This window comes from Rhizobium azibense (assembly GCF_004342325.1).
GTDB classification, from domain to species: Bacteria; Pseudomonadota; Alphaproteobacteria; order Rhizobiales; family Rhizobiaceae; genus Rhizobium; species Rhizobium etli_B.
On the sequence record NZ_SMBJ01000003.1, the window covers coordinates 25,765 to 43,619 of the forward strand.

A 17,855-nucleotide genomic window follows, 5' to 3' on the forward strand; every position below is an offset into this window, starting at 1 on the left:
TCACGGGTTCAGCGAGAAGAACTTCAGCGCCTGCGGGGTTACGTGAACATACTGGGCGCCGCCTTGGGCGGCGTCCTTGTTTCTGTAGACCTGCCCGCACACGATTCGATCGAGAAAATAGCCGCCGAAGCGCTCGCAGAGCCGGTTTCCCTGCACCTCCACCGTGCCGGTGATGTTGGTATTGGCGCTGCGGTAGGCGGTATTGCCCGCCTTGTCGAAATACTGGACGAACACCGTCCCGTTCTTGTGTTTTCCGTTCCATGTCTTGTCGCCGATCAGGTTGCGCAGGGCTTCTGCATCCAGCTGATCGGCTTGCGAACCGGCAAAACCGAACGGCCATTCCGGAATCCCGGCCGAGCGCAATCCCGCCAGATGATGCTCCAGGTCGTCTTCGCGCCAATAGTCGTAGAGATAGTTGTAGTAGGTAAGGTTGGCGTCCGGAAACAGTTCCAGAAGCTTGGCCTTTTCCTGGCCGCCGCGAGCTAGGTCCCCTTCATGGGCATAGGCTGCCGTCAGGTACTCGCGTGCAGGCTCCGCGTTGGGCAGCGCATCCCGCGCCGCCTCGATGAGCGGAATTGCGCGCCTGTTTTCCCGCGCGGTGTAAAAGACGATTCCGGCCAGCAGCTGGAAGCTCGGCGGGGGAGCGGGATCGAGCCGCAAAGCCTTTTCCAGCTCAGCTACCGCTTCTTCGTGACTTCCCGTATGGACGAGGATCAAAGCCAGGTTGCCGAAGGCTTCCGCACTGTTGGGCTGCGCCTCCACCGCCCGCTTTGCCGAGTCGCGCGCCTCCGCGGCCCGACCGTCAACCAGCTGCAGCAGGGCAAGAACGGTGTGGGCGCGCGCGTTGTCGGGGTCGAGCTTGAGCGCTTGTCCGGCCGCATCATAGGCGATCTTGCGCGCCACCGCCGCCGACCATAAGAAGTTGTAGTCATTGCGCCAGACGTCGACGGCAACGCGCGCAATGCCGGCATGCGCATCGGCAAAGTCCGGATCGAGATCGATCGCCTTCTGATAATAGGATAGCGTGCGGCGATAGGTTTCCACGTCGCTATAGGCAAGGCCCTCCTGCTCGGCCCGCATGTAGTAATCATAGGCTTCAAGATTGTCGCTCGGTATCCGCTCCAGCTGCGTGCGCTCGCCATCGCTCAGTTCTACCGCGAGCGCGGAGATGATCTTGCCGGTGACGTCGTCCTGAATTGCGAACAGATCGGCATATTGGCGGTCGTAGCGCTCGGCCCAAACCGAAAGCCCGCTCAGCGCGTCTATCAACTTGACGTTGATGCGCAGACGCGGCCCCGCGCGCTGCAACGTGCCTTCGAGCACGTAGTGGACGCCGAGCTCCGCTGCAACATCCTGGATCTTGCCTGCACCGACTTGAACGGCAAATACCGAATGCCTGGCGATGACGAAGAGCCCCGAGACCTTGGACAGCTCCGTGATCAGGTCGTCGGTCAGTCCCTGCGCCAGATGATCCTGCTCGGTATCACCGCTGACATTGATGAACGGCAACACCGCCACGGAAGGTTTGTCCGGCAGGGGATAGGCGAAGCGCTCGACCGCCGTTGGCGTCGGGCCAAGGTCCCAAGGTTGCCACCAGAAGGCTGTGGGAGCGGCCGAAAGCAGGACGGCAATGGCAGCCGCAAAGCCGGAAGGCATCCTCAACAGACGCCTGAAGCTCGTCTGGAATATCCGCGCTTTGTTCGGATCCAGCACGATGCGGTAGGCGCGGATAGGCTCGGCGATGCTTTTGACTTTCTGCCTTCCAAGCGAGGTAAAGCCCACGTCGAGCTTGGTTTTTACCTGATCGAAAGTCGTGCCGGAGATGGCGATCCCGCCCGGCTCGGCGAGCGCCTGTATGCGGTCGGCGATATTGACGCCATCGCCGTGAATGTCGTCGCCCTCGACAATGATGTCTCCAAGGTTGACGCCGATGCGGAAATCGAGCCGCATCGTTCCATCGCTTGCTGCTTCTTGCAGAGCCTTTTCGCGCTGGACGTCGATTGCGCAATGCAAGGCATCGACAACGCTGTGAAATTCAACAAGCAGGCCGTCGCCCATGGTCTTCACCAGCCGGCCGTGATGTTCGGCAATCTTGGGCAGGATGATGTCGTCCATATCCGCCTGGAAACAGCGACGCGTGCCCTCTTCGTCGATCTGGCTCAAACGGCTGTAACCCGCGACGTCAGCGATCAGAATTGCTGCAAGACGGCGCTCCATGTCTTCCCCGCATGCTGCGATGGCTTCCGGGCGCGCATCTTACCGCAGGTTGATCGGCGAAGCCATTATGCTGTCAAAAGGATACGGGCGTAATCACTTGCCGAGCAGTTCGTCGAGCCTTGCCTTTTCCTCCGCCGTCAGCGGGCTACCGGTCGGCCTTCCGGCGCGCCGCCTGGCAAAGACCAGCAGCGAGATGCCGCCTACGACGATCAGGAGCACTGGCGCACCCCAAAGCAGGAGGGTGCGGATGCCAAGCCTTGGCTTCAGCAGCACGAATTCGCCGTAGCGCGAGACGATGTAGTTCAGCACCTGCTCGTCACTGTCACCATCGGTGATGCGCTCGCGCACCAGCAGCCTGAGGTCCTTGGCGAGATCGGCATTGGAATCGTCGATCGACTGGTTCTGGCAGACCATGCAGCGCAGTTCAGCCGACAGCGCCCGGGCGCGCGCCTCAAGCGCCGGATCGGCCAGCACCTCGTCGGGATTGACGGCAAAGGCTGGTGCTGCAGTAAGAAACAGCGCGATGGCAAGCAGGAGCGGCCGGATCATTCAGCCGCCTCCATGGCCGGTTTTGCCGGTTTTGCCTTTCGGCGCGGGGCGCCGACGCGCAGCCGCCGGTCGGAGAGCGACACGAAGCCGGCCACCGCCATCAGCAGCGTCCCGCCCCAGATCAGCAGGATGAACGGCTTCCACCAGATGCGCACGACGATGCCGCCGTCGCTGGTCGGATCACCGAGCGACACGTAGAGCTGGCTTGCCCCGAAGGTCAGGATGCCGGCTTCCGTCGTCGGCATCTGACGGGCGGCATAAAGGCGCTTTGCCGACCAGGTCTCGGCGACCTCGGCGCCGCCCCGCCGCACGGTGAAATGCCCGCGCTCCTCGGTATAATTCGGCCCTTTCGCCGGCTTCAGGCCGTCGAAGGAAAGCGTGTAGCCGCCCGCCTCGGTGGTCTCGCCCGGCTTCATCTCGAGCACATGCTCGGTTGCAAAGGCCGACACCGCAACGATGCCGATGACGCTGACGCCAAGCCCGGCATGCGCAAGTGCGGTGCCGAAGGCCGAGCGCGGCAGGCCCGAAAGCCGCTTCCAGGCGACATGCGCCTTCACCTTGCCGATGCCGGCGCGGTACCAGAGATCGGCGAGCGCGCCTGCGACCAGGAAGAGCCCGGCCGCCAGCCCGAGCACCGACAGCACCGGCCCGCCGTGCTCGATGTAGAAGACGACGAGCGCCGCGGCCAAGGCAATCCCTGCCACGGCATAAAGGCGCTGCAGCACGCCCAGAAGGTCGCCGCGCTTCCAGGCAAGCAGCGGCCCGAACGGCACGGCGACGAGCAACGGTGCCATCAATAGCCCGAAGGTCATGTTGAAGAACGGCGCGCCGACGGAGATCTTGTCGCCGGTAAGCGTCTCCAGAAGCAGCGGATAGAGCGTCCCGGTCAAGACCGTGCCGCAGGCAACCGTCAGGATCAGATTGTTCAGCACCAATGCACCTTCGCGCGAGACCGGCGCAAACAGGCCGCCCGCACTCAAACGCGGTGCGCGAAACGCAAACAGCGACAGCGCCCCGCCGATGAAGAGCATGAGAATGCAAAGAATGAAGACGCCGCGGCTCGGATCGCTGGCAAAGGCATGCACCGAGGTCAAGACGCCGGAGCGCACCAGGAAGGTGCCGAGCAGCGACAGCGAGAAGGTGAGGATCGCCAGCAGCAAGGTCCAGATCTTCAGCGCCTCGCGCTTTTCCATCACCAGCGCCGAATGCAGCAGCGCGGTACCGGCAAGCCACGGCATGAAGGAGGCGTTTTCGACCGGATCCCAGAACCACCAGCCGCCCCAGCCGAGTTCGTAATAGGCCCAGTAGGAGCCCATGGCGATGCCCAGGGTCAGGAAGGTCCAGGCCGCCAGCGTCCAGGGCCTGACCCAACGCGCCCAGGCTGCATCGATCCTGCCTTCCATCAAGGCGGCGACGGCAAAGGAGAAGCATACCGAAAAGCCGACATAACCGAGATAAAGCAGCGGCGGATGGATGGCGAGCCCGATATCCTGCAGCACCGGATTGAGGTCGCGGCCTTCGGCCGGTGCCGGGTCGAGACGGACGAACGGGTTGGAGGTCAACAGGATGAAGAGGATGAAGGCGGAGGAGATCCAGGCCTGAACCGAAAGCACATTGGCCATCAGCCTGTCCGGCAGATTGCGGCCGAAGAGCGCTACCAGGGCGCTGAACAGCGTAAGGATCAGCAGCCACAGCATCATCGAGCCTTCGTGATTGCCCCAGACGCCGGAATACTTGTAGATCAGCGGCACCAGCGAATGCGAGTTCTCCCAGACGTTCCGGACGGTAAAGTCGGAGACCACATGGGCATAGGTCAAAACGCCGAAGGAGAAGCTCACCAGTCCAAAGAGCATGACGGAGCCGAGCGGGGCGACATCCATCATCGCCTGGTCGAGCCTGCGCGCGCCGATTGCCGGAACCAGCGAAACAACGATCGCTGCCGCCAGCGCCAGGACAAGTGCGTAGTGGCCGATCTCGATGATCATTGCGTATCCTCGCCTTCCTGCCACAGACCCTGCGCCTTCAGCCGGTCGGCAACGTCCTTCGGCATGTATTTCTCGTCGTGCTTGGCAAGCACCGTGTCGGCGATGAACTCCCGGCTGCCGGCTGCAAACGTGCCTTCCGTCACAACCCCCTGCCCCTCGCGGAACAGGTCGGGAAGGATGCCGGTATATTTGACCTTCACCGCGTCGCCGCTGCCGTCGGTGACGGCAAATTCCACCGTCGAGCCTGCGCCGCGCACGACGCTGCCCTCGCCGACCAGCCCGCCGAGGCGGATGCGCGTCTGCGGCGCCACCGGTGTTTTGGCAAGGTCGGCCGGCATGTAGAAATAAGCGACCGACTGGCTGAAGGCGAACATGACGAGCAGCACCGCGGCGAGGATGAAGCCCATGCCGCCGCCAATCACCGCCAGGCGCTTCTGCTTGCGCGTCATTGCGTGCCTCCTTCCGCCGCAATGGCGAGTTCGCGGGCCAGCGCCATCAGCTGTCTGCCCTCTTGGCCGTCGGCCGGAAAGGTCGCCAGCGCGCGCTTCAGCGCGCTTGCGGCACGATCCTTGTCGTTCAAGACGGCATAGGAGCGGACAAGCCGCATCCAGCCCTCGAAATTGTTCGGGTCTGCGGCAAGCTTTGCATCGAGGCTCTCCACCATGGCGCGGATCATCTGCTGCTGTTGACTGCTGCTCATATCCTGCGCCGCTGCGACATCTTCCTCTGTCGGATCGCCCTTGCCATCCGCCACCACCGGAGCGCCGCCGTTCTTGGCGATATGCTCGTTGACGAGCGGTAGCCATGGCGCATCGGCAGGCGATCCTTTCGCCAGCGCCTCGAAGGCCGCCTTCGCCTGCCCTGTTTGCCCCGCCTGCTCCAGGCCGAGCGCCACGTAGAACCGCGCGCGCGGATTGTCAGGCTCGAGCGAAAGCGACTGCTCCAGCACCTTGCGGGCCTCCTCGGTCACCACGCCATTGGCACCAGCTATCAGCGTTTCGGCCAGCCCGTCGAGGCGGATCGGGCTCGCCCCGAGCAGCCGGATCGCATTTCGGTAGGCCTTCTCCGCTTCGGCAAGCCGCGCCGCATTGTAATAGATCGGCGCCAGCACGTCCCAGCCCCTGCCGTCTTCCGGATCCTCCGCCAGATGCCGCTCCGCCTTCACGATCAGCATCGCCATGTCGTTGCCGGGATCGGCCAGCCGATCCGCCAACGGCCGCGACGGAAGATCAGGGCGGCCGAGGGTGATGTAAAGACAGAGCCCGAGAACCGGCAGCATCAGGAGAACGAAAGCCTCGCTGAAACGGTGGGGGCGAACGGGCTTGCGTTCCGCCTTCGGCTCGGCAGCCGACACGGCAATCAGCCTGCGGCCGATTTCGGCCCGCGCATAATCCGCCTCGTCGGAGGAAATCAATCCGAAAGCCAAATCGCGATCGAGTTCTCGCAGCTGATCGTGGTAGACCGCCGCCTCGCCGGCACGGTCGTCGTCAGCCGCCTTTGCGCCGCGCAAGAGCGGATAAAGCAGACAGGCGGCAACAGCCGCGGTCATCACGGCCACCAGAATCCAGAACATCATACCGGCTCAAATACTTGAAGCGCGGGACCATTCCAACTGGCAAAGTCGGAATGACGAAGATTTGAGGCGTTTCGCCGCAATTTCAGCAGCACGTCACTGGCAGCACCGGCCGAAATCACCCGAGCGGCGACCAGCTTCCGTCACTGTTGCGGCAGGCCGCGCCACGCGTGACGGTGTCCCTGCCCTGCGCATTCAGCGTATGCGTGTATTGACGGCAGTTTTGCGAACCCACCTGATAGGGGGCGGCGGCCACAACCTTGCCGCTTACATTGCGCCCGCTCCAGACGACCGGCTGGCCGACACCGGCGCCTTCAAGCGCCCGGTATTCGGCTTCCAGAGCCCGCTGCTTGTCGCTGTCGCTCAGCTGCACGCCGCTGCGGCCGGCAATTCCGCCCTGCAGCGCCGTGATGAAAGCCGCCGATGCCGAAGGCTTGCGGGAAAACAGTCCGCCCGAGCCGCCGCTCTTGGAGGTCGTGCACGAAGACAGCGCAACGGCAACGAGAAGCGAAGAAACGATCAAAACACTCGGTCGTAACATCATTCGGTCAAACCAGCATCGGGGTGTGAATCAGTGCCGCCAGATGCGCATCGCCCCATGTCAGCATTAAGGCAAAGCATGCTATGCAATTGCCTATGTCTTTGTGGCATCAAGCAATTGCTCATGCAACATCCTTTGTGACGCCGGGCAGGATTAGCCGCGCCTTCAGGCCTCCCCACTCCCCCCGGGAGAGTTCGAGGCGGCCCTGATACTCGTGGGAAATCTCCGTGACGATCGAAAGCCCGAGGCCAGTTCCCGGCTTGCTCTCGTCCAGTCGCCGCCCGCGCTTCAGCGCCTCGCGGATCTGGTCGGGTTCCAGTCCAGGTCCGTCGTCCTCGACGACGAGCTCCACCCAGTGCCGCCGCGCGCTTGCCTCAGCACCCTTCACGTCCTCGGCTGCTTCGACTGCGCTGAGCCGCACCTTTGTCGTGGCAAAACGCGACGCATTCTCCAAAAGGTTGCCGACAGTCTCTTCCAGATCCTGCTGCTCCATGGCGACCGCGAGGTTCTGGGGCGTCACGTTGAGCTCGAACTCCTTGTCGCCATTGAGCCGCCGCATCACGCGCACCAGCCGCTCGAGTGCAGGTTCGGCATCGGTACGCGCCAGTACCGATTCGCGCTGTGCAGCGATACGTGCCCGGTTGAGGTAGGATTGCACCTGGCCCTGCATCGCTTCTGCCTGGCTGCGCACCAGCTCGCCGTGCGAGCGCTCCAGCACCCTCGCCTCGTTGAGCAGAACCGCAATCGGCGTCTTCAGCGAATGCGCCAGGTTGCCGACCTGCATCCGGGCGCGCTCGACGATGCGCCGGTTGCTGTCGATCAGCGCATTCACCTCGTTGGCAAGCGGCAGGATTTCCCGCGGGAAATCGCCCTTCAGCAGTTCGCTCTCTCCCGCCCGGATGCGTTCCAGCGCCGCGCGCGCCTTGTCGAGCGGCTTCAGGCCGTAGAGAATGGCAAGCGCATTGACGATCAGGCTTCCGACCCCGAAACCGGCAAGCGCCAGATAGAGACTGTGGGAGAAGTTGCTGACATCGCTCTCGACCACCTCGACATTGCCCGACACCCTGAAGCGTGCAGCGCGTCCGTCGGTGTCGAGCACCACTTCGGTTTCCGCCACCTGCACGCGGTTTCCGGTCGCGTCCGTCACCTGGTAGTAGCGCTCGTAGTTCTTGTCGAAGGGCGCTTCCAGCACAGAGGGAACAGGGATCGTCGCCGATCCCAGCGACGGCGAAACCAGCGGCGCCGCCGTATAGGTCCCGAGCGGTTCCACCACCCAGTACCAGCCCGTCCTCGGCTGGGCGAAGCGCAGGTCGCCGAGTTGCGGGCTGCCGCTCAGCGCCCCCTGATCGCCGATGGTCACGGAGTTGATGACGTTATAGAGCTGGGCGCGCAGCAGATCCTGGAAACCGCGCTCGGCGCTGCGGCGATAAAGCGTGGAGATGAGCAGGCCGATCACCACAAGCGCCACGGTCGACCAGACGGTCGTCAGGAGCAGAACGCGGGCGGTGAGCGACTTAATGCGCATTGTTCGGCGCTTGGATGCGGTAGCCGAGACCGCGCACCGTTTCGATCAGATCCACGCCCATCTTCTTACGCAGGCGGCCGACGAACACCTCGATCGTATTTGAATCGCGATCGAAATCCTGGTCGTACATGTGCTCGACCAGCTCCGAGCGCGAGACCACCTCGCCCATATGGTGCATCAGATAGGCAAGCAGCCGGTATTCGTGCGAGGTGAGCTTCAGCGTCACACCGTTGACCATCGCCTTGGACGTCTTGGTGTCGAGCCGCACCGGCCCGCAGATGATCTCGGAGGAGGAATGCCCGGCCGCACGGCGGATCAGGGCGCGAATGCGCGCCAGCACTTCCTCGACATGGAAGGGCTTTGTCACGTAGTCGTCGGCTCCGGCATCGATGCCTGCGACCTTGTCGCTCCAGCGGTCGCGGGCCGTCAGGATCAGAACCGGCACGCCGCGGCCCGCACCGCGCCACTTTTCAAGGACGGTCACGCCATCCATCTCCGGCAGGCCGATGTCGAGGATGATCGCGTCATAAGGCTCGGTGTCGCCGAGGAAATGCCCTTCCTCGCCGTCGAAGGCCTGATCGACGACATAGCCCGCCTCCTTCAGCGTATCGGCGAGCTGACGGTTCAGATTGACATCGTCTTCGACTACCAGAATGCGCATCGGTCCGCTCTCACCTCAAGTGTATCACTGGTGCTTCATAGGCCGATTCCGCCTACATCGGAACCCTGACTGTCACCTTGCGTGGACGCTGGCCATTGCCTTGGACGAGAACCGTGATGATGCAGGTGTTGCCGGACGGCTGCACGGAAAGAAGCTGCCCGCCCGTCTGCTCGACGACCTGCTCGGCCGCGGCGCTGCAATCGCCTGCGACGCGCACGATCAGACCGCGCGGTTCGTCCGGTGAAGGCGCCGATACCGCCAGCCCGGCGGCCAAAACTACGACGCTCAAGGGAGAGGCCATGTGCATGCTTCCAACGTAATTCCAACTTGGTCCGACTATGTACTCACGTGACCTGAATGGCAAATGAATGCCCTGTAGCGCCTGATGTTTAGAACAATTCTGGACTGTATTTTCCAACAAGCTCCACCGCAGAAAAGACGAAAGCGCGCGATACCCTTGAAACACAGAAATCCCGCCCCGAGATTTCCTCAGTGAGCGACCTGCCCGATCGCCAAACCGCCGGTCAACAAGCTGCCTGGCCTGGGCCACCCAAAGGATCGGGCGGCGAACTGATGGCCGTCGACACGAAAGGGACAAAGACATCTCAACCCCCGCGCCCTCGCATCGGCAAGCGCCCCACGCTCACAGCGTCAGATGGGCTTCGCCAACGAGCGTGTCCCAAGCAGCCTCCAGGGACGAGGGCGGGTGACGCGTGCCGTCATGTTTGTCCTTCACGAAACGTCTTGATTGAGAGCCGGAGATGAGCGGCCACCCCTCTTGCCAGTCAGGTGAGGTCGTTTTCCGCAAATGGCTTCCGCGGCTTTCACCGCACATGCGAAACTGCTATGGCCCAGATCCTCAGCCCTCGAATCCGTTCCAGCACGAATGTTCAAGTTTCCCTCGCGCTCAGCGCAGACGATCGCCGTGCTTGCCGTCAGCCAACTCATCGGCTGGGGCACCACCTTCGACATGCTCGGCGTCATGGGCCGCGTCGTGGCGGCCGATCTCGACCTGCCCAACGAAGTGGTATTCGCCGGCCTCACCGTCATGATGGTCGTCAGCGCCTTGGCAGGCCCCGCGACCGGCCGCTGGCTCGCGCACTTTGGTGCTGCCCGCGTGCTCGCCGCATCTTCGGTCACCTTCGCGGCGGGCCTGCTCATGCTTGCCGCCACGCATGGGATCGTCCTTTATGCGGCTTCATGGATCGTCATCGGTCTCGGCGGCGCGCTTGGTCTTTCGGCCCCTGCCTATACCGCCGTCGTCGAGCGAGAGGGCCTGAACGGCAAGCGGATCATCGCCATCCTCATGCTCTTCACCGGCCTGTCGGCAACGCTCTTCTGGCCGGTCCTGGCGCTGATGACGGACGCCTATGGCTGGCGAGCCGCCTCCCTTTTTTCGGCAACACTTCACGTTTTCGTCTGCCTGCCGCTTCATCTTTTCGCGCTGCCGAAGCCCGCCGCAACGCACAGCCAAGGCACTGCCGCGGATACGCCACCGATTGCACTGTCGCCGCGTGAGCGCCGCAAGGCCTTCCTGCTTATCGCCACCTCGACGACGCTCGGCACCTTCATCAGCTTCGGCATTGCCCCGTCGCTGATCGAAATCTTTCGCCAGTCCGGGGCGTCGCCGGCGCTTGCCCTGCAGCTCGGGTCGGCCCGCGGCCTCATCGGCATTTCCGCCCGCGGGCTCGACATGCTGCTTGGCAAACGCGGCAATCCGATCCTCACCTCGTTCATGGGCATCAGCCTCATGCTGGCGAGCTTTCTCATGCTTCTGCTGTGCAGCGCCTCGACGCCGCTGCTTGTCGCCTTCATCGTGATGTATGGCTTCGGCTCCGGCGTGCTTGCCGTTGCCCGTGCGCTGCTGCCGCTCGCCTTCTTCTCGCCGCGCGAATACGGCCTGCAAGCCGCCCGCCTCTCGCTGCCGCAAAACCTCGCCAACGCCATCGCCCCCGTCATATTCACCGCCGCCCTCGACCGCGCCGGTACCGGGTTGACGCTTACCGTCTGCGCAGTGCTTGCCGCCCTCGCCCTGATCTTTGTTTTCATGCTGGCCGGAATGGTCAGGTCGGCAAAGCAGCTCGTTCCGTCACGACCCTGAAGCGCATCTTTGCTCCGTCATTGGTCTTCGCCTGCGGCTACATGCGCGTCAGCCGCGCGCAACGATCCGCCGCCGTGGCCTTCAAGAAGCCTCTCGCCCCCGGCAAGACGGGTGAGGGTGACAGGCCCCAAAAATTCAAGTACGGAGCGAAACTTCAAATGGTCGCAATCAAGCTCAAGCGTCAGGAGCCACAGTCGCGGACCATGGATTGCATCAGCCGAGCGGCTGCCTTACCGCTGTCTCAACATCATAATCGGCGGCGATCCGCATTTCCCGGACCGGCCGCACGATTTCGATCGAGCGCTGGTAATCAGGATGCGCCTTGTATGCCGCAAGCGCCGCCTCGTCGTCGAATTCGCCGTAGACTACCAGGTCGACATCGGTGCCGAGCTGATCGGTCTTCACATTGGTGCCGATCTCCAGCAGCCGCGCATGCGGTATCGCCGTCAGCACCGAAAGCCCGGCGCGCACCGCCTCCAGGTTTTTTGCGCTTGCGGTGAAGAAAACGATATGGCGGATCACCGGGGCACTCCTCATCTTCAACAAAGTCTCTGCCTCAACAAAGCGGCGCGATAGCACGCGCAAGCCACCCCATCAACTGCTCGTGCCCGGGGCCTCTTGCGGGCGCATGGCCGCATGGAAGGTCCGGCCGTATCCGGCGAGCTTCTCGGCCCGGTCCGTGCCGTTGACGATGCGGCGTGCGTTCACCCAGTCGTCCTTTTCGGCGTTCAGGTGGTCTGCAAGCCTGTGCCCCGTGAAACTGCCGACCACCATGCCCTCGACCAGGATCGTCACGGCGGCCGCCATCTCCATCGCCCGGTCCGGCTCGGCGACGAGGTCGATGCCGGTGATTGCACTCATCGCCTCGTAATTGCGCTTGTGGGTGAGCTGAACCAGCCCGCGCCCCAGCCAGCACTTTCCGGTCTCGTCCGGCTTCCAGTACACCGTCTTCACCCAGGAAAGCTTGCCCGCCGCATAGGCGTTATCGAGAAGTTCGATCGCCTTTGCGTCGCTGTCGGCCAACGTCTCGCGCACCGGCTGCATCGTGAAGGCCGTCTCGTGGAAAGCCGTCGCCAGGATGTAGGCCAGCCACCGCCAGTCCGCCTGCGGCATGCGTTCCTCGAAGACGTCCAAAATCGCCGTCATGCCCTCGACCTGACCCGCGCAAAGGGCACCCTTGAACAAGCTTTGCCGCACACTATCGAAGAAGAACGTCCGATCGATGTGGATAACCATGAAATTTGACCCGGTCCTAATCGATTAAAATAAATTCAATCGTTTAAAGCGTTTAAACCCCTGATTTACACCGCATTTGGCCTATGTCATTCGTTTTCTGTCGAAGCTCGCCGAAGGACAGGAGACCGAATGCAAGCGCCCGCCAACAGCCAGCCCACCATTCCCCAGCACCTCGTCGACCAGATGGAAAACGAATGGCGCCAGATCCGCCCGACGCGCGAAATGCCGCGCCCGGCGCCGCAGCCGCCCAAGCAGCGATAACCCGATAAATCCCAAAAGGCGAGACGGCGGATCCTTCAAACCGCCGCACCATTGGCTCGCCGCGCCGTCCAGTATCGGCGCCGTCAGCGACGAACGCATCGAGCCTGTGCGGCGAGCGGCCGCACCGGCAGCCGTCACCAACTCCGCCGTTTCCTCGATCGTCTCCGGCCTCCCGTCTCCCGATTGCCACCCTTTGTCGTGCGCCCGGTCGCCTAAGTGTCGCCCGCCGCGCCGAATTCCACGGTCATCCAGGGTCCGGCGTCGCTGCGCGTCGCCGGCAGCGAGTGCCGCCTTTCCCTTGAAGTCGGCTGCCACTTCCCGCCCTGCGCCTTCGAAAGCGTCGCGCGGCCGCTTGAGCCGGGATCTATCTTTTCGCCCGCTCGCCGTCGCCCACCGTCAGCGGCCAGTCGACGATATAATCTTCCAGGTCGCCGGGATCTACCTCCGTCTCGCTGATCGTCCGCCCGCGAGCGGAAATGCCAGCCAGGTGCACTGTTTCCGGGTCGCCGGAAACCAGCCGATGCCACCAGTAAAGATCGCGCCCCTCGTTCACCAGACGGTAGCCACAGGTCGGTGGCAACCAGGCGATCTCCTGCACGTTCGCCTTCGTCAGCTGCACGCAGTCCGGCACGAAATCCCGCCGCTTCTCGTAGTTCGAACAACGGCAAGTTTGGCCGTCAAGGAGCCTGCAGGCAACGGAGGTAAAATAGACGTCCCCCGAATCCCACTCCTCCAGCTTGTTGAGGCAACAGAGCCCGCAGCCGTCGCAGAGGCTTTCCCATTCCTCTTGGTTCATTTCGTTCAGCGTTTTCCGCTTCCAGAAGGGTCGTTCGTTCGTCATTCGTTTTCTTGCAACAGCGTCCGCAAATCCGCGTGAGCCGCCTTCAATTCTCTTGTTATCGGGCGCCAAATCAATCAATCATTGAGCATGCTTCGTTTATCGAAAAGCGCAATGCCGAAGGATGGCTGTGCTCTGACGCCTGGCTGGCCAGCCGTCAAGCGCGATCAGGCGGGAATATAGAACGTGCAGGATCCGGACAATCCAGAAGAGCGCCCGCGCAGAAGCCGGCACATCCTGCTGAAGATCGATTCATGGATCGATTCCACCCTCTGGAACGCCGGGTTCCGCTCCGCCGAAATCTGGGAAGACGTCACCATTTTTTTCCGCCGTTTCCGCGTGCGCGGCTGGAAGCGCTTTGTCTTCGAACTGAGCGGCGAAGCGCTGACGCTCGGCGCTGCCGGATCCGTTCTGATGCTCCTCCTTGCCCAGCCTGCCTTCGAGGCTACCAAGGAAGATTGGCGCAATCGCGGCGATTTCGCCGTCACCTTCACCGACCGCTACGGCAATGTCATCGGCCACCGCGGTGTCATCCATCAGAATTCAGTGCCCATCGACGAATTGCCGGATTCGCTGATCAAGGCAGTGCTCGCCACCGAGGACCGCCGCTTCTTCGACCATTTCGGCATTGATTTCATCGGCCTGTTCCGCGCGATGAGCGAAAATGCCCGCGCCGGCGAAGTCGTCCAGGGCGGCTCGACCCTGACGCAGCAGCTTGCCAAGAACCTTTTCTTGTCGAACGAGCGCTCGATCGATCGCAAGATCACCGAAGCCTTCCTGGCGCTCTGGCTCGAAGCCAACCTGTCGAAGAAGGAGATCCTGTCCACCTATCTCGACCGCGCCTATATGGGCGGCGGCACCTTCGGTGCGGCGGCAGCCTCGCAGTTCTACTTCGGCAAGAACATCACCGATGTGAACCTCGCAGAATCGGCAATGCTTGCCGGCCTTTTCAAGGCGCCGGCAAAATATGCGCCCCACGTCAATTTGCCCGCGGCGCGCGCCCGCGCCAACGAAGTGCTTACTAATATCGTACAGAGCGGATTGATGACCGAGGGCCAGGTAATTGCCGCCCGTCGCAGTCCGGCCACGATCGTCGACCGCAACGAGCAGGAATCGCCCGATTTCTTCCTCGACTGGGCCTTCGAGGAGGTCCAACGTCTTGCCGCCCGCTTCCACCAGCATTCACTGATCGTGCGCACCACGATCGACATGGGTATCCAGAAGGCGGCGGAAGATGCCGTCGAAACGTCGCTGCGAGAATATGGCGAGTCCTTTAACGCCAAGCAGGGTGCGATGGTGATGCTTGAAAACGGCGGTGCGGTGCGCGCCATGGTCGGAGGGCGGGACTATGGCGAAAGCCAGTTCAACCGCGCGACGCGGGCGCTGCGCCAGCCGGGCTCTTCCTTCAAGGTCTATACCTATGCAGTGGCGATGGAAAGCGGCATGACCCCGCAGACGACCATCGTCGATGCGCCGATCTATTGGGGCAACTGGAGCCCGCACAACTATGCGAACCGCTATGCCGGGCGCGTCACGCTCGAAACAGCGATCGCCCAATCGATCAACACGATCCCGGTGCGGCTCGCCAAGGACAAGCTCGGCATCCAGCCGATCCGCGCAATGGCCAAGGCGATGGGCATCGAATCGCCGGTGCGCGACGACGTGACGATCCCGATTGGAACCTCGGAAGTCACCGTTCTCGATCAGGCGACGGCTTATGCGGTGTTTCCGGCAGGCGGCTATCAGTCACGTCGCCATGGAATCGCGCAGATCCTCGATTACGGCGGCGACGTGCTTTACGATTTCGATCGCGACGAGCCGCCGGCAAAGCGCGTGCTGTCGGAAAAGGCCGATTTTTACATGAACCAGATGCTGACCCGCATCCCCTATTTCGGCACCGCCCGCAAGGCAGCACTCGACAACGGCATCCTGACCGGCGGCAAGACCGGCACGACACAGGCCTATCGCGACGCCTGGTTCGTCGGCTTCACCGGCAACTACACCTGCGCCGTCTGGTTCGGCAATGACGACTACACCTCGACGAACAACATGACCGGCGGCTCGCTTCCCGCCATGACCTTCAAGCGCGCCATGGATTACGCCCACCAGGGCATCGTGATGCGCCCCATTCCCGGCGTCGAAAACCCAGCGCCGCCGGCCAAGGACACCGCCAAGACCGCCGCCGCCAAACCCGAAGACAGCATCCCGCAGCTCATCCGTCCCCGCATGCTCTCGGTGGAATCGACCAGGATCCTCAAGGACCTCGGCGAAAAGCTGAAATCCGCCCCGCCGCTCGAAGCGCAGAAGGTGGCGAGCGCAGGTTAGGTCTTCTGCAAGGCTGTGGGTCGATGCGTGTTTCACCCCACCCACCTCCTGCGCTCGCAACAGTTCGCCTGCACCAAATTGAGCTTCCATCGCCGGGGTCATTCGTTGGCTTCCCCTGGATGCGGATCGGGCAGCAACTCCCTATCCTCCACCGCGTTTTCAGCCGCGGCCGCGCCCGCGCCATTCCACACCGCCGCAATCAATGCTAACCCTTTCACCTGATTTGTTTCCAAGGGCATGCAGTGTTTCGATTCCCGCTTTTTATCGCGATCACGCTGATTGTCGCTTTCGGCGGCGGGATCGTTGTTTCGCTCTATGCGCTGGACGCAACGCAAGGGTTTGGCGCCATCAAGCTCGGCGCCTGGGAGGCCTTTCCCGAATTGCAGACGGCAAATGCCGATCCTTACGCGAAGTCCCACCGCGCCCGCGCCGGCAAGCTGCTTTATGGCAGCGCCGAGGGGCTGGCATTCACGGCAAGCGTCGACGACAGCGGCGAGCGATTGAACGCGGCCTGCAGCTACCGCATCAGCGGCCAGACGCCGCCTGCCCGCCTGTGGACGCTGTTTACCTCCGACAACAGCGGCAATCCCGCCTCCATCCGTCCCGGGCTGCCCGCGGCGCTGAACTCCTGGACAATCCTGCGCCGAGCCGACAGCAGCTTCACGATCGACATCTCCGCCAATGCACGAGCGGGCAACTGGCTGGCACTTCCCGCCGCCGGCACGTTCCGGCTGGTGCTGACGCTGTTCGACACGCCGACTGCCGGCAGTTCGGGGGTGATCGATCTCGCGATGCCGAGGCTTTCGAAAATCGGATGCGGCAATGCTTAGGCTGATTTTCTCAGTCCTGACCGGCCTCTTCGGCGCCGCATTGCTCCATCTCGTCATCATTCTCGCGCTGCCGCACTACACCGGCAAAGACGCCCAGACGCGGGTGCTTGCTGAGGGTGATCCGAACCGTTTCTATCTGCTGTCGGCACACAACGACGATGCGGGGCTGGCAAACAGCGATCCTTTCCTTCGTACCGCCGTCTGCGCCTTCGATCTGGAAGACAATCCCGTCCGCTTCACGGCAAAAGGCAACGTGCCGTTCTGGTCGATCGCCGTCTATGACGGCGCCTCCAACGAAGTCTTCAGCATGAATGACAGGACATCTGTGGGGGGAGCGCTGGATGTACTCGTCGCCACGCCGATCCAGCTTACCGGCTTGCGAAAATCCCTGCCGCCGGAATTGCAGCCGACGATTCTTGTCGAGATGAGCCACTCGCAAGGCTATGCTGTGCTAAGAACGCTTGCCCCACAGGCAAGCTTCGACGAGGCAGCCAGAAGCTTCCTCGCGGGCGCCGGCTGTGAGGCCTATGCACCCGCCGACTGAGGCTTGGCCTCATTCGTTCTCCACGCGGCTCTCCACACGCGATGCGTGCTGCGCCGGGCGCTTCGGCATCTCTGGGAGGCGCTCGTAACGCACTCCCGTAAACAGCAGAATCTGAGCCTTGACAGGCTCCTTTTCCTTGCGGCGTGGCGCCTGTGGCCGCCGGTCCGCCAATGCGACTACTATGGCCATTCTCGTCTCCATGCACTGCCCGAGACGGATGAACGTAAGCGGATTTCACCCTGCCCGCCTGCACGGGCCAGCGCGTCCTGCGGCACCGGATATCCCGGACCGAGGGCATTCGCGCCTTTCTCACGGCACCTATTCGAAATACCGTGAAGCGGAATCTTGACGACCGAAGCACTCAATCGCGCCGTTCCTATCCGAATTGAGACACACGATAGTTAACAGTTTACTAATATTGCACGCTCGCGGCGTCTGCACGACACCGGTTACTAAACGCGGTTAGCAGCCGTTTGGTTTCAATCGAACGGAATCAAAACGACAAATAAAATTTCCCAATCATTTCATATGCTTACTTTCACCACTCGACGAAGCCACGCGAAAGCACGACTGTTGCATATTTGCGCCACGAGAAATATTAATTGCAGCCGCGCCATTTGCGCGTATCGTGTTTTTGCCGGTCGAGGTTTCAGGGCAACGGCCGGGTGG

Annotated in this window: 19 protein-coding genes; 4 read left to right on the forward strand and 15 right to left on the reverse strand. The window is 62.6% G+C overall.

The features are described from left to right. The 9 genes from EV130_RS07660 to EV130_RS07700 form a co-directional block, all read right to left on the reverse strand. A complete protein-coding gene (locus tag EV130_RS07660) occupies positions 1 to 2,217 on the reverse strand; it encodes an adenylate/guanylate cyclase domain-containing protein (RefSeq protein ID WP_132659883.1) in 2,217 nt (738 codons plus the stop codon). 93 nt (positions 2,218 to 2,310) lie between these two features. After that, entirely contained in the window at positions 2,311 to 2,766 is a 456-nt protein-coding gene (locus EV130_RS07665; RefSeq protein ID WP_074060632.1) for a cytochrome c-type biogenesis protein, read from the reverse strand. Then, positions 2,763 to 4,751, reverse strand: coding sequence for a heme lyase CcmF/NrfE family subunit (locus EV130_RS07670; RefSeq protein WP_132659885.1), 1,989 nt, complete (start codon positions 4,749 to 4,751; stop codon positions 2,763 to 2,765). The genes EV130_RS07665 and EV130_RS07670 overlap by 4 nt, the downstream gene beginning before the upstream one ends. Beyond that, positions 4,748 to 5,200, reverse strand: coding sequence for a cytochrome c maturation protein CcmE (ccmE, locus tag EV130_RS07675; protein ID WP_074060630.1), 453 nt, complete (start codon positions 5,198 to 5,200; stop codon positions 4,748 to 4,750). Before ccmE ends, EV130_RS07670 begins: the two co-directional genes overlap by 4 nt. Next, the gene (gene ccmI, locus EV130_RS07680; protein WP_132659887.1) at positions 5,197 to 6,327 is read right to left on the reverse strand and encodes a c-type cytochrome biogenesis protein CcmI; all 1,131 of its coding nucleotides are present in this window, start codon (positions 6,325 to 6,327) and stop codon (positions 5,197 to 5,199) included. The genes ccmE and ccmI overlap by 4 nt, the downstream gene beginning before the upstream one ends. A 115-nt stretch (positions 6,328 to 6,442) precedes the next feature. Then, positions 6,443 to 6,868 (reverse strand): hypothetical protein, encoded by a 426-nt coding sequence (locus tag EV130_RS07685; RefSeq protein WP_132552722.1) that lies wholly within the window; start codon positions 6,866 to 6,868, stop codon positions 6,443 to 6,445. Between the two features lie 118 nt (positions 6,869 to 6,986). Further along, positions 6,987 to 8,390 carry a sensor histidine kinase gene (locus tag EV130_RS07690; protein WP_074060627.1) on the reverse strand — a complete coding sequence of 468 codons (1,404 nt, stop codon included), beginning with the start codon at positions 8,388 to 8,390 and terminating at the stop codon, positions 6,987 to 6,989. Next, positions 8,380 to 9,051 carry a response regulator transcription factor gene (locus tag EV130_RS07695; protein ID WP_074060626.1) on the reverse strand — a complete coding sequence of 224 codons (672 nt, stop codon included), beginning with the start codon at positions 9,049 to 9,051 and terminating at the stop codon, positions 8,380 to 8,382. The genes EV130_RS07690 and EV130_RS07695 overlap by 11 nt, the downstream gene beginning before the upstream one ends. Positions 9,052 to 9,103: 52 nt before the next feature. After that, positions 9,104 to 9,352: a hypothetical protein gene (locus EV130_RS07700; protein WP_022714559.1), complete on the reverse strand. Its 249-nt coding sequence runs from the start codon at positions 9,350 to 9,352 to the stop codon at positions 9,104 to 9,106. A gap of 585 nt (positions 9,353 to 9,937) precedes the next feature. Here EV130_RS07700 and EV130_RS07705 point away from each other — a divergent pair. Continuing rightward, positions 9,938 to 11,152 carry an MFS transporter gene (locus EV130_RS07705; RefSeq protein WP_207900867.1) on the forward strand — a complete coding sequence of 405 codons (1,215 nt, stop codon included), beginning with the start codon at positions 9,938 to 9,940 and terminating at the stop codon, positions 11,150 to 11,152. A gap of 213 nt (positions 11,153 to 11,365) precedes the next feature. Here the strand turns inward: EV130_RS07705 and EV130_RS07710 are convergent, their stop codons facing one another. The 4 genes from EV130_RS07710 to EV130_RS07720 all read right to left on the reverse strand — a co-directional run bounded on the left by EV130_RS07710 (position 11,366) and on the right by EV130_RS07720 (position 13,490). Next, positions 11,366 to 11,674, reverse strand: coding sequence for a Dabb family protein (locus EV130_RS07710; RefSeq protein ID WP_132552724.1), 309 nt, complete (start codon positions 11,672 to 11,674; stop codon positions 11,366 to 11,368). Positions 11,675 to 11,746: 72 nt separating this feature from the next. Then, positions 11,747 to 12,388, reverse strand: coding sequence for a hypothetical protein (locus EV130_RS07715; RefSeq protein ID WP_132552725.1), 642 nt, complete (start codon positions 12,386 to 12,388; stop codon positions 11,747 to 11,749). 81 nt (positions 12,389 to 12,469) lie between these two features. Next, a complete protein-coding gene (locus tag EV130_RS32495) occupies positions 12,470 to 12,964 on the reverse strand; it encodes a hypothetical protein (protein WP_165918506.1) in 495 nt (164 codons plus the stop codon). Between the two features lie 49 nt (positions 12,965 to 13,013). After that, positions 13,014 to 13,490, reverse strand: coding sequence for a YcgN family cysteine cluster protein (locus EV130_RS07720; RefSeq protein ID WP_074060623.1), 477 nt, complete (start codon positions 13,488 to 13,490; stop codon positions 13,014 to 13,016). Positions 13,491 to 13,673: 183 nt separating this feature from the next. On the opposite strand from EV130_RS07720, the gene EV130_RS07725 reads away from it, so the two are divergent. After that, positions 13,674 to 15,812 carry a transglycosylase domain-containing protein gene (locus EV130_RS07725; RefSeq protein WP_132552726.1) on the forward strand — a complete coding sequence of 713 codons (2,139 nt, stop codon included), beginning with the start codon at positions 13,674 to 13,676 and terminating at the stop codon, positions 15,810 to 15,812. A gap of 98 nt (positions 15,813 to 15,910) precedes the next feature. On the opposite strand, the gene EV130_RS32500 is transcribed toward EV130_RS07725, so the two are convergent. Beyond that, positions 15,911 to 16,051, reverse strand: coding sequence for a hypothetical protein (locus tag EV130_RS32500; protein ID WP_155774413.1), 141 nt, complete (start codon positions 16,049 to 16,051; stop codon positions 15,911 to 15,913). 3 nt (positions 16,052 to 16,054) lie between these two features. Between EV130_RS32500 and EV130_RS07730 the strand changes: the two genes are divergently transcribed. Beyond that, a complete protein-coding gene (locus EV130_RS07730) occupies positions 16,055 to 16,642 on the forward strand; it encodes a DUF1214 domain-containing protein (RefSeq protein ID WP_074060621.1) in 588 nt (195 codons plus the stop codon). Then, positions 16,635 to 17,186: a DUF1254 domain-containing protein gene (locus EV130_RS07735; RefSeq protein WP_132659891.1), complete on the forward strand. Its 552-nt coding sequence runs from the start codon at positions 16,635 to 16,637 to the stop codon at positions 17,184 to 17,186. Before EV130_RS07730 ends, EV130_RS07735 begins: the two co-directional genes overlap by 8 nt. A gap of 9 nt (positions 17,187 to 17,195) precedes the next feature. Here EV130_RS07735 and EV130_RS07740 read toward each other — a convergent pair whose 3' ends face one another. Then, positions 17,196 to 17,375 (reverse strand): hypothetical protein, encoded by a 180-nt coding sequence (locus tag EV130_RS07740; RefSeq protein ID WP_074060619.1) that lies wholly within the window; start codon positions 17,373 to 17,375, stop codon positions 17,196 to 17,198. Positions 17,376 to 17,855 lie beyond the last annotated feature (480 nt).